This is a genomic window from Marisediminitalea alba (assembly GCF_002993365.1).
GTDB lineage: Bacteria > Pseudomonadota > Gammaproteobacteria > Enterobacterales > Alteromonadaceae > Alteromonas > Alteromonas alba.
In genome coordinates this window covers 44,349-66,009 of the sequence record NZ_PVNP01000033.1, presented here as the reverse complement: position 1 = coordinate 66,009, position 21,661 = coordinate 44,349, and the positions used below count along the sequence as shown (strand labels likewise).

The window sequence follows — 21,661 nt, the reverse complement described above, 5'->3', positions numbered from 1 at the left end:
CCTAAACCGCTTCCTGTTCGTCAGGCCAGCATTTTGCCTTCGGCTTCCTTCAGATTTCACCTCACGATGAACACCCTTGCCGTTCGGCTAGCACTTCCCCTTGCCGGGTGTGCAGAGGACTTCCACCTCCAAGTCATCAACTCACCACCACAGTGAGTCGAACAGTGCTAAAGCACTACGCGCCATGCCCGGCGCACCATAAAGAAAAGGCAAGCGAATACGCTTGCCTTGTTTACCTGCATTTAAGCACGTTAGCGCACTGCAGGTGACCGATGTTTTTCATCCACCAGCCTGGTCAGACAGTTGATTACCTGTGAACTGTTTTGCTCAGCTAAACTCATATGATGAATAATGCCATCAAACACAGCATCACTGCGCAGCCAGTCCTGGGTGACGTATTCCATCGCTTTATGCACATTCTGGTGCACGCCGGCATGATAGCTGTCCAGCTCCTTGAAAGCATTGAGACCGCTAAACATCTCTTTACCAATACCTTCGAAGTACCATTTACCTAAACGGCACGACATATGGTCAACTTTTACCGCATCGGCTTCTTTGCCTTCGGCATCATTCTCCATTGCGATGTAACCGTTCTGCATGTAAATGATATGGTCGAGTTTCACCAGTGAAGCAAATGAGCTGTCTTTGGTCTGGCCGATCAGCGTAATGGTATCGTCGGCGGCTTTCGCTACCGATTCAAAGTTGGTATGAAAACTGGAGACTTCATCACCGATGTCTTTGGTGCTCTGCGCAACTTCCAGCGTTTGCGACACCATCGTGTCTATCTTGCCGGTCAGGTTAAAAATAATATCGCTGATTTCTTCGGTGGATTTACGGGTACGATCGGCCAGATGGCGAACCTCATCTGCCACCACAGCAAAACCCCGTCCCACTTCACCGGCCCGGGCAGCCTCAATGGCGGCGTTGAGGGCCAGTAAGTTAGTTTGCTCAGCAATATCGCCTATCAGTTTAACGGTTTCGGCAATGCGGCTACTTTCCTGAGCTAACAGATTGGCCGTCTCTTCCACTGACACCATGCGCTCATTAACCTGTTCGATGGAAAGCTTAAGCTCACCTACCGTTTTAGAACTGCGATCAGCGCCGTGTTTACTCTCACCGGCAATGGAGAGTACATCATCCATTTTCTCCGATAACGTGACCATTTGACTCTGACTGTCTTTGAGATTATCCAACAGGTTGCTGGTATTAAGATGATGCATTTCGCTGAGAAGGCGATTTTGCCGGGCAAAGGTATCAGCTTTTTCCATGGCGCCTATGGCACCGTTAACGTTGTTCATGATCTCTGCAAATTCTCCCGGCAGGCCTTTTACCAGGCCTTTGCGGTAAAACTGGCGTTTGCCCGCCCGTTCAAAACTGTTAGACAGCTCTTTAAAATTCGTTTCAACGATATCAAGAAAGTCGTTGAGCTCCCAGGCCACCTTACCCACTTCGCCTAGCCCACGGGTTTGTGTAACCCGCACGTGCGTATTGCCCTGAATCGCTTCTTTAAGGGTTAGATGAATGGCGCTTAGTGCATCAATGGGCCGCTGATGGTCGCGATAAGCGTATATAGCAAACACCACGGCGATTATCGGCGAACTCACGTTTACGAACCCTACGCCGTTAGCAATGATGCTATACACCGCCAGGACAACGGTTAGCACGATAAATACCACACAGTTTATTAAAAACTTCTGCGATAAAAAGGGAATGTTTTTACTGACGTTACTGGTGTTTTCTTTCATGATAGCCATTCCCTTAACAGTGCTCTTCGTAGAGTCCGATGACAAACTCTTCGTAACCCAGGCCGGTCTCGCTTTTAACGTGCTCCTGTAACCAGTTCCAGGAATCGGTTGGCGCTGTTTCTTTGCGACTGCGCTGTTCTATTTCCCGCATCTGACGGTAAACCGGCTCAATAACCGCCAGTGCGGCTCTCGGCGCCTGGCGGCGAACAGAGAAAAAGCCTTCTACATTGCCCTTATTAAAGTCAGGTGTGACATTGGCAAATACCCAGTAAAAATTGCCATCGGAGGTCAGGTTTTTAACAAACCCAAAGAATTCGTGTTTGGATTTAAGGGTTTTCCACATTGCGTGATACACGCCTCTGGGCATATCCGGATGACGAATAATATTGTGTGGCTGGCCGAGCAACTCACTTTCAGCAAAGTTAGAAACCCGCATAAAGTGCCGGTTTGCGTAAGTCAGGTTGCCGCGTAAGTCGGTTTTACTCACGATAAGTTCGTCGGCAGAAAAGGTTACTTCTCTGGTATTAGCAGAAACTGCAATCACATTCTTCTCACTTCTTTTATCCTTTGGCCTTCATAGCCCACGGCTGACGCCGACCAGTACCCTGAAGACATCAACGGGCATGCGGCCAGCATTCTTTACTTAAAAAATTAGTTTAATATCAGGCGTTTCGCAATATTAATTATATCGTCAGCGAAACCTGAACCTTAAGCACTAATCGGGCATGAGATTAACGTGAGACGCCTGGCAACAATTAGCCCTGTTTGCGCCAGATAAGACAGAGGTTGTTGGCCGGCATGTCAATTATATCAGTCAGTTGCATGGAATTGCCTACCCAGGACAATAACTCTTCGATAGATTTATAGCCGCCGAGTCCACGCTCCAGCAAGCTGTAATGAAAAGCTTCATTACTGGCACTGGAAAAAGCGTTTTTATAAATGAACGGGCCATACTGACAAAATACACCGCCAGCAGGTAATAATTTAGCAATCCCCGCCATCATCTGTTGAACTTCATGAGCAAACATAATGTGCGCCGTATTGGCTGAGTAAACCGCATCAAAGCCATTTTCGGGAAAGCTATCCTGGCCAATATGAAGCGGGATTGGTGCGGCAAGATTTGGCAAATTTGCTTCGTTAACCCAGGCATTAATCCCCTCATGATGTACTGGCACATCACTGGTTTGCCAGTGCAGATGGGGCAACCCCTCAGCAAAGTGCACCGCGTGTTGCCCGGTACCGCTGCCTATCTCCAGCACTTTACCGGCCTGTTCAAAAGCATCACGAAGCACCGCTAAAATCGGTGCTTTGTTGTTTTCACAGGCCTGACTAAAGGGCTTGGACATAAACGTTAATCGCCGAGGTTAGGCGCCAGCCACTTTTCGGCTGTTTGCCGATCCCAGCCTTTACGCTCGGCATAACTTTCCAGCTGATCCGGCTGAATTTTCGCCACCGCAAAATAACGGGCTTCAGGGTGAGAGAAATACCAGCCTGAAACAGAAGCCCCCGGCCACATGGCGTAGCTTTCGGTGAGTGTCATACCGGTATGTTTTTCGGCGTCGAGTAAATCCCAGATTAGCTGTTTCTCAGTGTGTTCCGGGCAGGCCGCATAACCGGGCGCAGGGCGGATACCCTGATACTTTTCACGGATCAGCGCGTCATTATCCAGGTCCTCCTGCGGGGCATATCCCCAGAACGCCTTACGTACGCGCTCATGCAGATATTCGGCAAAGGCTTCGGCCAGCCGATCGGCCACGGCCTTAACCATAATAGCGTTGTAATCATCGCCCTGGGCATCATACCGGGCAGCCAGTTCATCTTCGCCGATACCACCGGTTACCGCAAAGGCACCTATATAATCTTTGATACCGGAACCCGCTGGCGCCACAAAATCGCTTAAGCAATAGTTAGCCCCTTTAGGCTTTTGCGTTTGCTGGCGCAAGTGATGGGACACGCCCAGGGTTTCTGTTCGTGACTCATCGGTGTAAATCACCACGTCGTCATCCTGGCGATTGGCCGGAAATAACCCCACTACACCTTTTGCTCCCAGCCCGCCATTGGCAATCAGGTTATCGAGCATCTCGTTGGCATCATCAAATAACGACTGCGCCTGCTCACCTACCACTTCGTCGGTAAGAATACGCGGGTATTTACCAGCTAGTGACCAGGTGAGGAAAAACGGCGTCCAGTCGATGTACTTACGTAAGGTGGCAATATCCGCTGTAACAGCGGTTACCCCGAGCTTGTTCGGCGTTACCGGCGGCACGCTAAAGTCTGGCACATGCGCGTTAGCACGGGCTTCTTCCAGTGTTACCGGCTTGGAGCGTGGCTTTTTGCGTGCATGCTGATCGCGTACGATATCGTATTCTTTAGCCAGTTCTTTGGCGTAGATATCGCGGGATTCTCTGTTCAGCAGTCTCTGGCAAACGCCTACCGCGCGGCTGGCATTGGGTACGTAAGCCACCGGCGCATGGTAATTCTGCTCTATTTTCACTGCGGTATGAGCTTTGGAGGTGGTCGCACCGCCAATCAGCAGCGGCAGATCAAAATCCAGCCGTTCCATTTCTTTGGCCACGTGGACCATCTCATCCAGTGACGGCGTAATCAGCCCTGACAGGCCAATCATATCGACGTTTTCTTCTTTGGCCTTTTGCAAAATGGCTGCACAGGGCACCATTACGCCCATGTCCACGACTTCAAAGTTATTACACTGCAGTACTACGCCTACGATATTTTTACCAATATCGTGAACATCGCCTTTTACCGTGGCCAACAGGATCTTGCCGTTACTTTTGGTATCTTCAGACTTCTCGGCTTCGATGTAAGGTTGCAGGTATGCCACGGCTTTTTTCATTACCCGGGCAGATTTAACAACTTGTGGCAGGAACATTTTACCTTCACCAAACAGATCGCCTACCACGTTCATGCCGTCCATTAACGGCCCTTCAATAACGTGCAGCGGTTTATCCGCAGCCTGACGAGCGGCTTCGGTGTCGTCTTCGATAAAATCGGTGATGCCTTTTACCAGCGCATGTTCCAAGCGTTTATTAACCGGCAGATCGCGCCAGGCGAGGTCTTCTTTCACCACGGCTTTGCCATCGCCCTGATACTTAGGGGCCAGCTCAAGCAGCTTATCGGTAGCTTCGCTATGGCGGTTAAGGATAACGTCCTCTACCGCATCACGCAGTTCGGCTGGAATTTCATCGTACACTTCCAGCTGACCGGCGTTAACAATGGCCATATCCAGGCCAGCGCGGATGGCGTGATATAAAAATACCGAGTGCATGGCTTCACGCACTGGATTATTACCGCGAAACGAAAACGAGATATTAGACAGACCGCCAGATACGTGCACATGGGGGCAGGTTTGGCGAATCACCCGGGTCGCTTCAATAAAGTCCACCGCGTAATTGTCGTGTTCTTCAATCCCGGTGGCCACGGCAAAAATATTCGGATCGAAAATGATGTCTTCCGGCGCAAAACCGACTTTTTCGAGCAGCACCTGATAGCTGCGCTGACAAATTTCAATCTTACGCTCTTTGGTATCGGCCTGGCCTTTTTCATCAAACGCCATGACTACCGTTGCCGCACCGTAACGCTTGATCAGATTGGCCTGGTAAATAAAGTTCTCTTCACCTTCCTTGAGGCTGATAGAGTTAACAATCGCCTTGCCCTGCACGCATTTAAGACCGGCCTCAATGACTTCCCATTTTGATGAGTCAATCATAATCGGCACCCGGCTGATATCGGGTTCCGAAGCAATCAGATTAAGGAAGGTTTGCATGGCCTCAACCGAATCCAACATGGCTTCGTCCATGTTGATATCGATAATTTGCGCGCCGTTTTCTACCTGTTGGCGGGCAACGTCGAGGGCCGTTTCGTAATCGCCTTCGAGAATAAGACGTTTAAATTTGGCGGAACCGGTGACATTCGTGCGCTCACCGATATTTATAAAACTGGAAAACTCTGCAGACACAACTATTCCTTAATGCACGAAAGGTTCTAAGCCGGAAAGACGCATTTTCGGCTCAAGCTTAACAATTTCACGCGGCCGTACGCCGGCAACCGCATTAGCGATGTCGCGAATATGATCAGGCGTACTGCCACAACAACCGCCAACAATATTTACCAACCCGGACTCAGCCCATTCCTTAATATGCTCAGCCATTTCAGGCCCTTCCATATCGTACTCACCAAACTCATTGGGTAAGCCAGCATTGGGGTGAGCCGATACCAGGCATTCGGCCACATTGCTGATTTCTTCCACATACTGGCGCAGCAAATCCGGCCCTAACGCACAGTTGAGACCAAATGACACCGGTTTAATATGCCGCATGGAATAATAAAACGCTTCGGCGGTCTGACCAGATAATGTGCGCCCGGAGGCATCGGTGATGGTACCGGAAATCATGACGGGCAATCGCAGATTGAGTTTTTCAAAAACGCTTTCAACCGCAAAAGCAGCAGCTTTAGCGTTCAGCGTATCAAAGATCGTTTCAATCAGAATAAGATCGGAACCGCCTTCAATAAGCGCTTCACAACTCTCACTGTAGGCTTCCACCAGTTGATCAAAAGTGACATTGCGTTTACCCGGATCGTTTACGTCCGGAGAAATCGACGCAGTTCGGCTGGTTGGTCCGATGGTACCGGCTACCAGCCGTGGCTTGTCCGGATTCTTCGCGGTGAATTCATCGCACGCCTTTCGGGCCAGTTGCGCAGCTGCCACATTGATTTCTCTTGAAATCGCCTGCATGTCGTAGTCGGCCATCGAAATCGTGGTGGCGTTAAAAGTGTTGGTTTCGATGATATCCGCACCGGCGTCAAGATACTGACAGTGAATATTGTAAATAATGTCAGGCTGGGTGATCACCAACAGATCGTTATTGCCTTTAATATCGCAATGCCAGTCTTTGTACTGCTCCCCCCGGTAGTCTTCTTCTTCCAGCTTATGTTGCTGGATCATGGTACCCATGGCACCATCCAGGATCAGAATGCGGTTGGCGGCCAAATCGAATATCTGTTTGTCTGTGTATCGGCTCACGTGCTACCTCTTGCGCTGGTCTTTCTCGACCAACTGATTTAAATCGTACGGCGTTGTCTGATAAACGTAATAGTTTATCCAGTTAGTAAATAGCAAACTACCATGTGCGCGCCATCTTACCACGGGTGGCTTGCCGGGGTCGTCATCCGGATAATAGTTACACGGAATTTTTGGTTCTAAGTCAGCGTTAAGATCTCTAACGTATTCATCATTGAGCGTCTCGGGATCATATTCCGGGTGACCGGTGATAAATACCATCCGCTTATCGTCCGACGCCACTACGTAAGCCCCGGCTTGCTCCGATTCGGCAATCACGCTGAGGCCGGGAATACTGTTGTATTCAGCCGGCTCAATATAGCCATAGCGGGAGTGCGGCGCATAGAATTCAGAGTCGAAGCCCCGTAACAGTTCGTTAAGCGGATCGTTAACCCGATGGCGAAATACACCAGACAGTTTTTCTTCACGTAATTGTCGCTGAATGCCATGAAAGTGATACATTGCAGCATGAGCGGCCCAACATAAATACAATGTTGACTGCACGTGGCGGTTGGCCCACTCCAGAATGGTTTTCATGGTATCCCAGTAGTTCACATCCTCGTAGTTGAGCAGTGCCAGAGGGGCGCCGGTAACAATCAAACCATCGTAACGCTTTTCTGCGACGTCAGTGAAGTCATGATAAAACGCGTCCATATGCGACTGAGGCGTATGTTTGGGCGTTAAATCATTGATTCTGATTAAGTCCACGTTGATTTGCAGCGGCGTATTGGAAAGTAGCCTTAATAATTGGACTTCGGTCTCAATTTTATTCGGCATCAAATTGAGAATAGCCACTTCCATGGGGCGAATATCCTGACTCGCCGCTCGCTGACTATCCATGGTGAAAATATTCTCACCCAATAACACGTTTTGTGCGGGCAGATTTTCTGGGATCCTGATTGGCATGGCAACTCCGGGCAATGTGGTTATGGAGCTATTGTCGCTAAAGTACGACCAATGTCAACATCTTTACGTCTAGACGTCTAAACGTTTAGTTATAGCCAAAGCGGCGCTACCCGAAGTGTAAGTGATTTCTCGCCTCATTGCCGGTGAATGTGGCCGGATTTGCAGCATTCAATGAAAAGCCCCGACCAACGGGGCTTTAATTTATTGCCTTAAGATAGGGTTAAGGAAAGTCGACATCAATGCGTTCAATTAGAATTTCGCTGTCCTCATCAGCAACAAAGGCACCATTTACCTGTAAGGCAATGCGTTCGATGTTTTCAATATTCCCGTTACTGTCATTCTGGGGATAGCAGGTAGGCCTATTTGGGCTGATGGATGTTCATCAGTAGCTGAACTTCCGCTAGAGGCAGATCGCAGTTATGCATGACTTCCTCGGCACTGGCACCAGACTGAATCATTTCAGCGGCACGCTGATACAGGCGACTGTCGGGATCCTGCTCGCCTAACGCGATAAATTGTTGTTGCAAAGCGGCCAGTGCCGCTTCGGTTTGTTCGGTATTTTTGGCTACCACCAGGCTACGCGCCTGAATCTCTTCAAGCGTGCTGGCGTTGATATGGAGTTGCTTTTTAAGGGCGCTGAGTTGCTGTTGTTGCTGAGCCAACGCTTCGGTCAGTCGTGCATTACTGCGACGACTGACAATCCAGAGGACGATGGTAAAGAGCACCGAAAGGCATAAAGCAGCAACGGCTATCAGTAAAGACAGATTAACTTCCATGTGAAGAAAGAACGGCCGTTATATTTACAGACTGCTTAGCTCGTCCCATTCCTCATCGCTGAGAAGTTTATTGAGATCAACCAAAATAAGCAGTTCACCGTCGCGATTACTGACACCCTGGATAAATTTAGCACTTTCTTCGGTACCGACATTTGGCGCGCTGTCGATTTCTGAAGACTTGAGATAAACCACTTCGGCAACACTGTCTACCAGAATGCCCACCACCTGTTCATCAGACTCAATTATGACCACACGGGTGTTATCGGTGACTTCTTCCGGCGGTAGCCCGAAGCGGGCGCGGGTATCAATAACGGTTACGACGTTACCACGCAGGTTAATAATACCTAACACGTAATCCGGGGCTCCAGGTACCGGAGCGATCTCAGAATAACGTAATACTTCCTGCACCTGCATTACATTAATGCCGTAGGTTTCATCGCCTAACCGATAGGTTACCCATTGCAATACCTGATCGTCGACATTGCCTGCGTTATTATTTCTGTCATCACTCATGCACTTGGCTCCACTTGACTATAGTACCTGGTCTTTACTGCCCAAGCCGTTATTCAGCATTGATATTAGTTCATCAACATCCAACAATGCACACATTTTATCTTTTACCATACCGGCGAGCCAGGGACGCTTTGCATTCGCCTGACGCCATTTTACGTCGTCCTTGTTTAAGGTCACCGTATTCACCAGTTTTTCGCTGGCTAACCCCCACGGACTATCACCTAACATAATGAGATACTGATAGTTTAGCTTATCCGCCAGAGTTTGGTCGTATTTTTCCGGCATAACCCAACGCGCGGTATCCACAACGCTTAATTTTTCTTCCCGATGCAGCATTACCCCCATAAACCAGGCTGGTTTACCAAATAACGGACCAATCTTAGCCAGGTTATGAATACCGCCCAGAGTGATCAGTGGCACAGCCAGCGTTAAGCCAGCCACTTCAAAAAACAGTGCCTGGAAAGCATTATCGAGACGCTCTTCAAGGGGTTTTAAAGGCACTCCCGGTGGCGGTACCGAGGCTTTCTCCTCAACGCTCGCTTTCACTTCAGCGATGACTTCTTCAGCCACAATTTCGTGTTCGGCTTCAACCGGCTCGGTTACTGATGGAGGAGCCGCTTCCGGTACTTCCGGCGTCAGCTCTACCGTTGCCTTTTCCAACAGTTTGGCGGTGCGCGCCGTTACGTCTGCCGGATCGTCGGCATCGCGTAACAAACTGCTGAGGTATTCTTCCATCACCTCTTCTTTAGCAAACGGTGTATCTTTGCTCATATTAGTCACTATCCAGGACGTTGAGTAGTTTCTCGTAAGCGAACACGCCACGGGCTTTGGGATACACTATGGACGCCGGCGCCTGTATCTGGCTGGCGTCGCGGAATCGGGTATCCACCGGTATCATACCTTTCCAAATCCGTTCTTTGTAGTCCAGCAGCAATTGCTTTTGGGCTGCTATAGCCGCGTTGATACGCCGATCGAACATGGTCGGCACTATGGTTGTATCAAAATCCCGGGACAGGGTTTTACCCATAATTTTTAGCGTATGCATCATTCTGTCGAGCCCTTTCAGCGCTAAAAACTCAGTTTGCACCGGCACAATCACTTTCTGACACGCCGCCAGCGCATTCACCATAAGGACACCGAGTACCGGCGGACAATCTATCAGCACGTAATCGAATTGCGACTCAATTTGTTGCAGTGCCTTTTTCAGTACCAGCCCCATACCAATCTGGTTGCCCAGCGACCGATCTAAGGTAGCCAGAGCCATGGTGGATGGCAAAATAAACAGGCTGTCTAGCTTACTGGGACATAAACAATCCAGTACCTTATCGTCACTTAAACCGGAAGGATTAGCAAAAATGTCATATACCGAGCTGGAAAGCTCTTCTGAATCAATACCAAAGTAATAACTAAGCGAAGCATGGGGATCCATATCTACCAGTAAAACGTTATAGCCACGTTTTGCCAGTATTCCTCCCAGAGTGACCGTCGTGGTTGTTTTACCGACGCCACCTTTCTGATTGGCTATGGTCCAAATTTTCAACGCTTTTCTCCCGCCTGCCAGTAATTATTGATCAGGACATTTCGGTTTTAATGCATTCACCAATGTCATTAATGTCAATATTCACTTCGGCAAGTCTGTCGACCGTTACCGCCTGTGGCATACCATACACCACGCTGCTGTCTTTATCCTGCGCCCAGACCTTCGCGCCGAGCGACTTGAGTGTCCGGCACCCTTCCCGGCCATCGGCCCCCATACCGGTCAGAATGACCGCCAGGGTATCGCCACCATAAATTTGTGACAGGCTGTTAAAGGTGATATCCACACTGGGCTTGTAACCAATATCCGAAGAGTTTACCTCTTTGATCACAATATAAGCATGACCGGCGCGCTTTTCGACTTCCATTTGCTTACCGCCCGGCGCCAGATAGGCACATCCCGCCTGCACTACCTCGCCGTGTTCAGCCTCTTTGACCTGAATCTGACAATGCTGATTCAAACGTTCTGCAAACGCATGGGTGAAGGTACCCGGCATATGCTGAACCAAAAAGATCGGAAAAGGAAACCTTGCAGGTAAATGGGTTAACACTTTTTGCAGTGCAACGGGGCCACCGGTTGAAGCACCAATTGCCAGACACCGATAGCGTTTGCCACTGCGTTGAACCTGCGATACCACAACCGGTTCAGCGGCATCCTGACTACCACTAAGCAGGGTAGAACTTCTGACAAAGATCGACTTGGGCGCATTAGACGGCATCGGTCGCGCCGGTTTAGCGGGTGCCGGCGGGGCTTTTTTCAGCAGACTGCCGGGGCGCGGCGTGGGCCGAGGTCGAAGCGATGCAACCGGAGCACGGCGCGCCAGCAAGCGCACTTTAGTTCTTAACAGCGTTGCCGCATCACTGCGATCTTTGGCGATATCCTCAAAACGCTTGGGCAGAAAATCCACCGCGCCGGCTTCCAGTGCGTCCAGCGTGGCTTTAGCACCTTCATGGGTCAGTGAAGAAAACATGATAATCGACACCGGACATTCGGCCATTATCCGCTTGACCGCTTCAATGCCATCCATCAACGGCATCTCTACGTCCATAGTGACCACATCCGGACGCAGCGATTTGACTTTTTCTACGGCTTCGCGCCCGTTGGCGGCTTCACCGACCACTTCCAGTGATCGGTCTTCGTTCAGAATATCTTTGACCCGACGGCGATAAAAGCTGGAATCGTCAACAACCAGGACTTTAAAAGCCATTCAATAACAATCCTCTTCTCTACGCCGTTACTTGATCGCTTTGCGGGCGTATCGCTTAAGCAGGCTCGGAATATCCAAAATCAGTGCAATACCACCGTCTGAGGTAATGGTTGCCCCGGCCATACCAGGCGTACCTTGCAGTAAGGCATCCAGCGGTTTAATCACCACCTCTTCCTGACCGATTAAGGCATCCACCACAAAGCCCACCTGCTTGGTACCCATTTGCACCACAACCACGTGACCTTTGTCGCGCTCAATATTTTTAGGGCCACGGATCAGCCATTCGCCAAGGAAAAACAAAGGGATCGCCTTAGAACGCACTATCATGGTTAACTGACCATCAACGGTATTAGTCTTTTTAATATCCATGTTAATGATTTCGCTAACTGCGCCCAGCGGTAACGCAAAGGTCTGTTTGCCTAAAACGATCATCAGTGTTGGCAGAATCGCCAGCGTCAGCGGTACCTTGATTTCAAGGCGGGTACCACGACCAAGCTGTGAATCAATATTCACGGTACCGTTGAGTTGGTTGATCTTGGTTTTCACCACGTCCATACCAACGCCACGGCCAGAGATGTCACTGATTTCCGTTTTGGTTGAAAACCCTGGCGCAAAGATCAGATTAAACGCTTCAACATCTGACATACGCGCTGCCGCATCGGCATCGAGCACGCCGCGGGAAATCGCAATGTCTTTGAGCTTGTCAGGGTCCATCCCCTTACCGTCGTCTTCGATGACCAGTAAGATATGATCCCCTTCCTGAGACGCTGACAACTTAACTTTACCCATGCGGGGTTTGCCGGCTGCCTGACGGTCATCGGGCATTTCGATACCGTGATCCACTGAGTTTCGCACCAGGTGAACCAACGGATCGGCCAGTGCCTCTACCAGGTTTTTATCCAGATCGGTTTCTTCGCCTTCCAGTTCAAGAGTAATTTCTTTCTTCAGGCTACGCGCCAAATCCCTTACCACCCGGGGGAAGCGACCAAATACTTTCTTGATTGGCTGCATGCGCGTTTGCATCACAGCACCCTGCAGGTCGCCGGTCACAACATCCAGATTAGCAATAGCCTTGGACATTGACTCATCGTTAATGCTAATGCCCAGGCTAATCAGTCGGTTACGCACTAGCACCAGCTCACCAACCATATTCATAATCTGGTCAAGGCGGCGGGTATCTACCCGTACTGTTGTTTCTGGCTGTGGCGCTGTAGGCGCGGCTTTTTTCTCTTCTTTTTTAGCGGCTGGTTCTGCCGCTTTAGCCGGTGTAGCCGGCTTACTTTCAGCTTTCGCTGGTGCAGGCGCTTTAGCGGCAGGTTTTGCCGCAGTCGCTTCTGCCTTAGCCGGTTCTGGTTTGGTGTTTTCGACTTTTACCCGAGGCTTCTCAGCCGGTTTGTCTTCTTTGGGTGCGCCGACACCCGGACCTTTACCCTGCCCATGTAATTGATCGAGTAAGGCTTCAAATTCGTCATCAGAGATTTCTTCATCGCCTGCCGACTCTGCGGCCGGAGCCGGACTGGCCGGTGGCGGGGTAGCAGGTGCAGCAGCTTCGCCGCCAAACTGGCCCTTACCGTGTAACTCATCGAGCAGCGCTTCAAACTCATCGTCGGTAATGTCTTCCTCACCGCCACTGCTGGCTGTAGGCGCAGGTGTTGGTGTAGGAGCCGGAGCTGGCGCTTTAGTGGCCGATGCGCCCGGTGCTCCACCGGTGCCATGCAGTTCATCCAGCAACGCTTCAAACTCATCTTCTGTGATGTCTTCAATCAGCTCTGCTGGGTCTTCTGTAGCAGCGGTATCTTCTTCCAGTTCGAACGTTTCTTCTTCTACAACAGGTTCGGGTTCGGCAACGGGCGCTTCTTCCTGAGTGTCGCCAAAGATATTTTCTCCGGGTGTTTCGGGATTACTGAGTTTATGCAGGGTTTCAACCAGCGTCGCATCAGCCGCTTCCAGCGGCTCGCGCATTTTGACCTTTTCAAACATATCAACCACGACATCAGTGGCCTGCAGGATGGTATCCATTAACTCTGGTGTTAACGAGCGCTGACCATTACGCATGACGTCAAAAACGTTTTCCGCACCGTGGCAAATCTCGACCAGTTCGGTCAGTGACAAAAATCCGGCACCACCTTTTACCGTGTGATAGCCCCGGAATATAGCATTGAGAAGGTCCTTATCCTCTGGATTGTTCTCCAGCTCGACTAACTGCTCCTGGAGTTGCTCAAGAATTTCTCCGGCTTCAACCAGAAAATCCTGCAATATATCTTCATCGACATCAAAAGACATGTATCCGCTCCCCTAAAAACCCAGGCTGGATAAAAGGTCATCCACATCATCCTGGCCAGACACCACATCGTCGCGCGATTCGGCATCAATAATTGGCCCTTCAGCAACAATTGCTTTTTCGACCTTCGGCTGCGATGTTTTGGCAGCTTTTGTCACTTCTGCTCCGCCGAACACAGTAAGCATGTGGACCAGACTGTCTTCTACTTCTTTAACCAGCTCTATTACGCGCCGGATAACCTGACCGGTTAAGTCCTGATACCCTTGCGCCATCAGCACTTCGGTGAGTAGCCCCATCATCTTATCGGCATCTGTCAACGAAGACTCAAGATGTTTATCCAGGTCAAGACACATGGATTTAAATTCGTCGAGTTCGATTTCGCGGTTCATTAATTTTTTCCACTCAGGCATCAGACTGTCTAATTGCCCTTTCATGGTTTCCACAATCGACATGCTCTGTTCAACAGCATCCATTGTAGTATTAGCCGCTTTTTCGGTTTCTTCAATAACGTAGGTTAATCGGGTTTGCGCATCCGGGATATCTTCGTTTGCCAAACCGGCAATCCGTTCATCCAATTGAAAATTATTTAATGAGTCGTGCAGCTGACGGGTAAGCTTACCCACCTCAGCGAATAATTCGACAGACTCTTTCATGGTGACAGCGTCAAGCAGGGCATTAGCAGAATCGGTATCACCTTCTTCCAGAAAGGTAACCAACTGCTTCGCTTCATCCAGCGTAATGGGGACTTTCTTATTTTCAGTCATCCAGTTGTCCTCGGCGGTTAAACACGTTACTGGATTAACCTAAACGTTCAAAAATCTTTTCTAGTTTTTCTTTTAGTGTAGCGGCAGTGAACGGTTTAACTACGTAGCCATTAACACCCGCCTGGGCGGCTGCTACGATTTGTTCCTTTTTCGCCTCGGCAGTCACCATCAGTACCGGTAGATGCTTCAGGCTATCGTCAGCACGAATCGCGCGCAGCAGGTCGATCCCCTGCATGCCAGGCATGTTCCAGTCGGTTACTACAAAGTCAAAGTCGCCCTGCTGCAGCATTGGCAGCGCAGTACTTCCATCATCGGCCTCCTGAATATTGGAAAAGCCGAGATCTTTGAGTAAGTTTTTGATAATACGTCTCATCGTAGAAAAATCATCTACCACGAGAATTTTCATATTCTTATCCAAAATTGCCTCCAGTGAGGATAGTCATATTGTTAGTATAGTTAATGTTACTCACCAGTCTGCCAGGACCGCATGCGCGCTTTAAGTTTTAACATCGCCTGGCTGTGAATTTGACTGACCCGTGATTCACTTACCTCGAGAACCTCGCCGATTTCCCGCAGGTTTAATTCTTCGTCATAATACAAGGATAGTACGATCGCTTCACGTTCTGGTAATGTAGTAATAGCATGCGCCAGCGCTTTTTGAAATGAACCTTGCATTAAATCTTCCAGCGGTGAATCCGTGCCCCGCGACTCATCCGTCGCTATCACGTCTTCAGACACGCCTAAGTCTTCAATACCAACCAGTTTGCCGGCATTGACCTCCGATAACATCTGGTGGTATTCGGGTAACGACACATTGAGTTTAGCAGCAATGTCGACATCCCGTGCATCCCGTCCGGTTTCGCGCTCTACCTGGGAAATCGCATCGGCAATGGCGCGACCATTTTTGTGCACTGACCGGGGCGTCCAGTCACCCTTGCGAATTTCGTCCAGCATGGCACCACGGATGCGAATTCCGGCAAACGTTTCGAAACTGGCTCCTTTACTGCCATCAAAGTTTTTCGCCGCCTCAAGCAGGCCAATCATACCGGCCTGGATCAGGTCATCAACAATTACACTGGCTGGCAGCCGCGCCATTAAATGGTGAGCAATACGTTTAACTAAAGAAGCATGTCGCTCAACCAGCTGCGCTTTATCGGTTTGTTGTTTGTACGCTGCAGCTTTGCTATTCACGCTATCTCCCTGCCACCTTCGACGCGATCAATTGCTCGACGAAGAACTCAAGGTGTCCGCCAGGCTGCGCCGGGATAGGCCAGGTCAGTGCTTTTGTAGCCAGTTGACCAATGGCGACCGATGCCGGAGATGATGGGAATGCATCAACAATGGCGGTTTGTTTACGAACCGCCCGGCGAATATTTTCATCAAAGGGGATAGTTGCCACTAATTCCAACGCCACGTCGAGGAAGCGACCGGTAACTTTCGACAACTTACTGAACAACTCCTGCCCCTCACGCACGTCCCTGACCATGTTAGCCACTATCTTAAAACGGAAAATGCCGTGATCGCGGTTAAGGATCTTGATAAGTGCGTAGGCATCAGTGAGTGAGGTGGGTTCGTCACATACCACTACCAGAATGTCCTGGGATGCTCTTGAAAAGCTCAGCACCATGTCAGAAATACCCGCGGCCGTATCGACAATAAGCACGTCGATTTGCGAACGCAGTTCACTGAATGCACGAATGAGCCCCGCATGCTGAGTGGGCGACAGCTCGGTCATCGACTGGGTACCGGAGGTCGCCGGGGCAATTTTGATCCCATGCGGACCGGTTACCAGTACTTCGTCAAGCGTGCATTCGCCGGACAACACATGAGACAGATTCTTCTCTACGCGTAATCCCAGCATCACGTCTACGTTGGCCAGGCCAAGGTCTGCATCCAGAACCATGACCTTTTTGCCCTGTTTTGCCATTGCAATAGCGGTGTTCAGAGTAACGTTGGTTTTCCCTACTCCGCCCTTTCCGCCAGTTACGGCTATTACCTTGATTAATCGTGATTGATTCATCTTTCGTAAGCTACTCGCCTGGTCTTCAATCATACTGCCTGTGCTGTGTTTACATCGGAACTGCTATTAGTATGATTCAAACCATACTTTTTATAAAGCTTTGCTGCTAAAGAGATTATAGATTTTGCATTAGCAACATGAATATCCTCAGGCACCTGTTGGCCATCGGCAACATAACTGACTGGCAACTGCGCTTCAATTACATTACTGATCACCTCACCTAAACTATAGCACTCATCCAGCTTAGTGATGATACATCCTTGCAAATCAATACTCTTATAGGCATTTATTATGTGCTTAAGTGTAGCCTGTTGCGTGTTACCCTGCACAACTAAATAGTTTTTTACCTGCTGACCGCTCACCTGGCCGAAGGTAGCCAACTGACTGATCAGGCGACTATCGCGCTGACTAAAGCCTGCGGTATCAATCAGTACCAGGCGTTTATTACGTAACTGGAACAGCAAATCGGCTAATTGTTCACCAGACTGCGCTTTACGAACCGGGCAGCCAATTATTTTGCCGTAGGTAGCTAACTGCTCATAGGCAGCAATGCGATAAGTATCAATTGTAATCAGAGCAACCTGGTCGGCACCGTACTTTTGTGCATAACGGGCAGCCAGCTTGGCAATGGTAGTGGTTTTGCCGGTACCGGTTGGCCCGACCAACGCCACCACACCCTGTTGGGTAAGAATATCATCGTTGTTAGTGGTCAGACGATTGGACAATAGTTTTAGCAGATACAACCAGGCTTCACGCTCGTTGCACTCGGCCGGGGTATAAGTGACAAGCTGAGCTGCCAGCGACTGACTGATGCCCATATCGCAAAGCTGCTGAAGCAGGTAACGCTGTTGCGGTTTAAGCCGCGAGTGTTGCTGTTGTTGCATATCAGCCAACTGGAACTGCAATACGTTACGTAGCGAGGCAATTTCGGCACGAATATCGGCCAGGCTGCCACCACCGCTAAGCTCGGCTTCTTCGTTTTCGGCATCAAATAGCGGGGTTTCCGGCTTAGCCGGGGCAACCTCAGGAGCGGGTTTGGCAGGCGCGCGTTTTTCTGCTTCCGCATTGGCTGCTTCAACGCGCTGGGCAACGGCGGCCTTCTGCTCAGCCTGCTTTTCCAGCAGAGCACGCAGGGTATCCGGACCATCATCACCAATAATTTCACTCAACGTCGGCAAACCACCTTCGCTTTGCTTAGCTACCGGCGCTTTGGGTTTAGGCGGTACCGATAATTTAGCGACCGGCTCTTTATCGTAGGCCGCTACCAGTTCGATGCCGTCGGCCACTTTGCGGTTTGACATGATCACCGCATCACTACCCAGTTCATTTTTTACCTGGCTTAATGCTTCACGCATGTCTTTGCCAAAAAATCGTCTAATTTTCATAATGACCTCTTAGGTATCAGGGTGCCTGTCAGATTACTGACCGACGGACGAAACAATGCGTACCTGCTTATCATCCGGGATTTCCTGGTACGACAATACATGCAAGCCACTCACTGCATTCTTTAAGAATCTCGACAATACCGGGCGTAACATGCCCGATGTTAATAATACGGCTGGCTCACCCGCCAGTTCCTGCTGCTGACCAGCCTGTTGCAACGACTGTTGCAGGCGCTCAGCCAGCCCCGGCTCGATACCGGCACCATCATCGCCGCCAGCCTGTAATGACTGATGTAACATCTGCTCTAATTCAGGCGCCAGGGTGATCACCGGCAGTTCTGCTCCACCGCTGTTAATTTCCTGCACGATTAAGCGTTTCAGGGCAATGCGAACGGCGGAGACCAATACGTCAGGATCCTGACTCTTCGGGGCATACTCAGTCAGCGTCTGTACGATAGTACGCATGTCACGAATAGGCACGCCCTCGTACAACAAGGTTTGCAGGACTTTTACCACGGTTGCCAGCGACAACAGATCCGGGATAAGCCCTTCAACCAGTTTTGGATTATGTTTGGCCAGCATATCCATTAGTTGCTGCACTTCTTCAAAGCCCAGCAGTTGATAAGCATTGTTGGTTAATAACTGGCTCAGATGGGTTGCAATCACAGTCGCCGCATCAACCACGGTATAACCCAGGGTTTGCGCATGCTCACGCTGCGCTGGCTTAATCCACACCGCATCCAGGCCGAAGGCTGGATCACGGGTAGCCCGTCCCTCGAGCTTGCCAAATACCTGGCCAGGGTTTATCGCGAGTTCTTCATCATGGCTGACTTCGGCATCGCCAATGGTCACACCGAGCATGGAAATGTTGTAAGCGTTAGGATCGAGATCGAGATTATCGCGGATGTGCACCGGCGGGATTAAAAAGCCCAGTTCCTGGGACAGTTTCTTACGCACCCCTTTAATCCGCGTCAGTAATTCGCCGCCCTGGGTTTTATCCACCAGCGGAATTAAACGGTAGCCGACTTCCAGACCAATGGTATCCACGTGCTGAACGTCATCCCAGCCCAGTTCTTTAATCTCTGCCGGTACATTGTCTTCAGGGTTATCGCTGACTACCGGAGGGGCTGGTTGCTCAGCCTTGCGTTTTTCAGCATAGCTTTGATAGTACGCATAGCCGCCGGCCAGCGCCGAAAAGCCGAGGAAGGCCAGATGAGGCATACCGGGGACAATACCCATAACAAACAGGATCCCGGAAGAAATATACAGCGCCTTTTTGTTACCCAACTGGGTGGTAATCTCGCTGCCCATTTCCTGGCTTTCATTTTCACGCGTCACAATAATGGCGGTGGCCACTGACAGCAGTAACGAGGGAATTTGCGCCACCAGACCGTCACCGATGGTCAGGATGGTGTAGACCTCCAGCGCATTGCCGAAAGACAGATCATGCTGAATCATACCGATAAACAGGCCGCCGACGATATTAATAAGCATAATGAACAGGCCGGCGATGGCATCGCCCTTTACAAATTTTGACGCACCGTCCATAGAACCGTAAAAGTCGGCTTCAGCGGTGATATCTTCGCGACGACGGCGAGCCTCGTCCTGATCGATATAGCCAGCGTTGAGGTCGGCATCGATAGCCATTTGTTTACCCGGCATGGCGTCGAGGGTAAAACGAGCCCCTACTTCGGAAATACGTCCGGCACCAGCGGTAACTACTTTAAAGTTAATAATCAGCAAGATAGCAAAGACAACCACACCCACAGCGTAGTTGCCGCCAATCACCACTTCACCAAATGCTTCGATAACTTTACCGGCAGCATCGCCCCCTTCGTGGCCATACAGCAAGACCACCCGGGTCGACGCGACATTGAGGGCAAGACGTAATACCGTTGCAATTAGCAGGACCAGCGGGAAGATACCAAAGTCCACCGGCCGGTTGGTCAGTACCGCAACCAGAATAATTACCAGTGACAGTGCGATGTTGAAGCTGAATAGTACGTCGAGCAAAATCGGCGGCATGGGCAAAATTACCATACCCATAATGGCCAGCAGAACCAGAGGTACGCCTAAGCCCTGACTTAACTGTTGAAGCCGGGTTTTATCAACACGCTGCAGATATTCTGTTAACACCATAACGAGACGTTCTCAATCACCGATTTTTGACACTAAAATTCGCTTACGGGGACTACTTCAATCCCCGTGCCAGCTTTTTGTGACCACGGTTTAAGTGCTCGAATTATCGTCAATTGCGATATTTGGGGCCAGACAGACTGCTCTGAACAGCCTGTCAGGGTATAAGATACCTGTAGTTAATAACGCATATCAGGTGGGATTGGCAGGTTACGCGACAGTGGCTTAGGCCGCTTGGCTTTACCTGCTTTGTATTTCTTAAGCTGGAATACGTAAGCCAAAACCTGGGCGACCGCCATAAACAGTTTGTGCGGGATTTCTTCATCCACTTCGGTGGTGTAGTAGATCGCCCGGGTCAGCATAGGCGAAGGAATGAGTGGCACATCATGAGCGGTGGCAATTTTTCGGATATGCATAGCCAGTTCGTCGGAGCCTTTAGCGATAACCACTGGTGCCCGCACGCCGTGTTCATCATATTTAAGCGCCACAGAATAATGCGTCGGGTTGGTAACAACTACATCAGCTTTAGGCACTTCCTGCATCATTCGCCGCGCTGCCGCCTGATATTGCAGTTTACGGATGCGCCCTTTTACCTGGGGATCCCCTTCTGAGTTTTTACGCTCATCCTTAACCTGCTGCTTAGTCATTTTCATTTGTTCATTGTGCTTATAGGACTGATACGGCACATCAAATAGCGCAATAGGCACCATGCCGAGGGTGAGCAGAAAAAAGGCCCACTCAATCATATCCAGCGCGTGGAAAATATTCAGCGGGTATATTTCCTGATCCAAGTGTAGCGCTTCATCCTGAAATAAAGACAGCGATATCAGCGCCATAGCGCCAATTACAATAAACTTGGCAAAGGCTTTTAACAGTTCCACCAGGCCGTTTACGCCAAACATCCGCTTCATACCACTTAGTGGATTAAGCTTGGAGAAGCGAGGCGCGGCAGAATACCAGGTAAAGTTATAGCCACCCAATGCGATAGAGCCATAGATACCGGCAATCATTGAAACAAACATAAATGAAAGTACCGGCGTACTGACTTCGGTGATAGCCACACCCCAGGCGGAAAACATGTGGGTGGGATCGTAGGTTTCGTCCCGCGACAGGGTAAACATCCGCCCAGAAATGGCAAACAGGGCTTCGGCGATAAAACTGCCAAACAGCAACAGCATCAGACTACTCGCCACCAGCACCAGTGTGGTGGAGAGCTCTCTGGAACGAGCAATCTGCCCCTTGCTGCGGGCATCCTGTATTCGTTTTCCCGTGGGGTCTTCTGTTTTTTCTGAAGAATCAGCCATCGTCGCTCAGCCT

The 21,661-nt window shown here is 50.0% G+C and carries 19 protein-coding genes; all 19 read right to left on the bottom strand.

Annotated elements, in window-relative coordinates; translation table 11 throughout:
* Positions 1-251: 251 nt before the first annotated feature.
* Complete coding sequence (locus tag C6Y40_RS25385; protein WP_105933548.1) at positions 252-1,745, bottom strand: methyl-accepting chemotaxis protein; 1,494 nt, start codon at positions 1,743-1,745, stop codon at positions 252-254.
* A 13-nt stretch (positions 1,746-1,758) separates the two neighbouring features.
* A complete protein-coding gene (locus C6Y40_RS04495; RefSeq protein WP_105933547.1) occupies positions 1,759-2,289 on the bottom strand; it encodes a PAS domain-containing protein in 531 nt (176 codons plus the stop codon).
* A gap of 211 nt (positions 2,290-2,500) precedes the next feature.
* The gene (locus C6Y40_RS04490; RefSeq protein WP_105933546.1) at positions 2,501-3,091 is read right to left on the bottom strand and encodes a DUF938 domain-containing protein; all 591 of its coding nucleotides are present in this window, start codon (positions 3,089-3,091) and stop codon (positions 2,501-2,503) included.
* Between the two features lie 5 nt (positions 3,092-3,096).
* On the bottom strand, positions 3,097-5,721 hold the full coding sequence (metH, locus tag C6Y40_RS04485) for a methionine synthase (RefSeq protein WP_105933545.1): 2,625 nt from the start codon (positions 5,719-5,721) through the stop codon (positions 3,097-3,099).
* A 9-nt stretch (positions 5,722-5,730) separates the two neighbouring features.
* On the bottom strand, positions 5,731-6,786 hold the full coding sequence (locus tag C6Y40_RS04480; protein ID WP_146129492.1) for a homocysteine S-methyltransferase family protein: 1,056 nt from the start codon (positions 6,784-6,786) through the stop codon (positions 5,731-5,733).
* Positions 6,787-6,789: 3 nt separating this feature from the next.
* Positions 6,790-7,728 (bottom strand): homoserine O-acetyltransferase MetA, encoded by a 939-nt coding sequence (gene metA, locus C6Y40_RS04475; protein ID WP_105933544.1) that lies wholly within the window; start codon positions 7,726-7,728, stop codon positions 6,790-6,792.
* Between the two features lie 359 nt (positions 7,729-8,087).
* Entirely contained in the window at positions 8,088-8,504 is a 417-nt protein-coding gene (locus C6Y40_RS04470) for a DUF2802 domain-containing protein (RefSeq protein ID WP_105933543.1), read from the bottom strand.
* 24 nt (positions 8,505-8,528) lie between these two features.
* A complete protein-coding gene (locus tag C6Y40_RS04465) occupies positions 8,529-9,017 on the bottom strand; it encodes a chemotaxis protein CheW (protein WP_105933542.1) in 489 nt (162 codons plus the stop codon).
* Positions 9,018-9,035: 18 nt separating this feature from the next.
* The gene (locus tag C6Y40_RS04460; protein WP_105933541.1) at positions 9,036-9,788 is read right to left on the bottom strand and encodes a chemotaxis protein CheW; all 753 of its coding nucleotides are present in this window, start codon (positions 9,786-9,788) and stop codon (positions 9,036-9,038) included.
* A gap of 1 nt (position 9,789) precedes the next feature.
* A complete protein-coding gene (locus tag C6Y40_RS04455) occupies positions 9,790-10,557 on the bottom strand; it encodes a ParA family protein (RefSeq protein ID WP_105933540.1) in 768 nt (255 codons plus the stop codon).
* A 31-nt stretch (positions 10,558-10,588) separates the two neighbouring features.
* Positions 10,589-11,761, bottom strand: a complete 1,173-nt coding sequence (locus tag C6Y40_RS04450; protein ID WP_105933539.1) for a protein-glutamate methylesterase/protein-glutamine glutaminase — start codon at positions 11,759-11,761, stop codon at positions 10,589-10,591.
* Between the two features lie 27 nt (positions 11,762-11,788).
* Positions 11,789-14,044, bottom strand: a complete 2,256-nt coding sequence (locus C6Y40_RS04445; RefSeq protein WP_105933538.1) for a chemotaxis protein CheA — start codon at positions 14,042-14,044, stop codon at positions 11,789-11,791.
* A gap of 12 nt (positions 14,045-14,056) precedes the next feature.
* On the bottom strand, positions 14,057-14,806 hold the full coding sequence (locus tag C6Y40_RS04440; RefSeq protein ID WP_105933537.1) for a protein phosphatase CheZ: 750 nt from the start codon (positions 14,804-14,806) through the stop codon (positions 14,057-14,059).
* A 34-nt stretch (positions 14,807-14,840) separates the two neighbouring features.
* Positions 14,841-15,224 (bottom strand): chemotaxis response regulator CheY, encoded by a 384-nt coding sequence (gene cheY / locus C6Y40_RS04435; protein ID WP_105933536.1) that lies wholly within the window; start codon positions 15,222-15,224, stop codon positions 14,841-14,843.
* A gap of 44 nt (positions 15,225-15,268) precedes the next feature.
* The gene (locus tag C6Y40_RS04430; protein ID WP_105933535.1) at positions 15,269-15,997 is read right to left on the bottom strand and encodes an RNA polymerase sigma factor FliA; all 729 of its coding nucleotides are present in this window, start codon (positions 15,995-15,997) and stop codon (positions 15,269-15,271) included.
* A gap of 1 nt (position 15,998) precedes the next feature.
* On the bottom strand, positions 15,999-16,859 hold the full coding sequence (locus tag C6Y40_RS04425) for a MinD/ParA family protein (RefSeq protein ID WP_105933534.1): 861 nt from the start codon (positions 16,857-16,859) through the stop codon (positions 15,999-16,001).
* Positions 16,856-18,211 (bottom strand): flagellar biosynthesis GTPase FlhF, encoded by a 1,356-nt coding sequence (flhF, locus tag C6Y40_RS04420; protein ID WP_105933533.1) that lies wholly within the window; start codon positions 18,209-18,211, stop codon positions 16,856-16,858. The genes C6Y40_RS04425 and flhF overlap by 4 nt, the downstream gene beginning before the upstream one ends.
* 33 nt (positions 18,212-18,244) lie before the next feature.
* On the bottom strand, positions 18,245-20,347 hold the full coding sequence (flhA, locus tag C6Y40_RS04415; protein WP_105933532.1) for a flagellar biosynthesis protein FlhA: 2,103 nt from the start codon (positions 20,345-20,347) through the stop codon (positions 18,245-18,247).
* 176 nt (positions 20,348-20,523) lie between these two features.
* On the bottom strand, positions 20,524-21,648 hold the full coding sequence (gene flhB, locus C6Y40_RS04410) for a flagellar biosynthesis protein FlhB (RefSeq protein WP_105933531.1): 1,125 nt from the start codon (positions 21,646-21,648) through the stop codon (positions 20,524-20,526).
* Positions 21,649-21,661 lie beyond the last annotated feature (13 nt).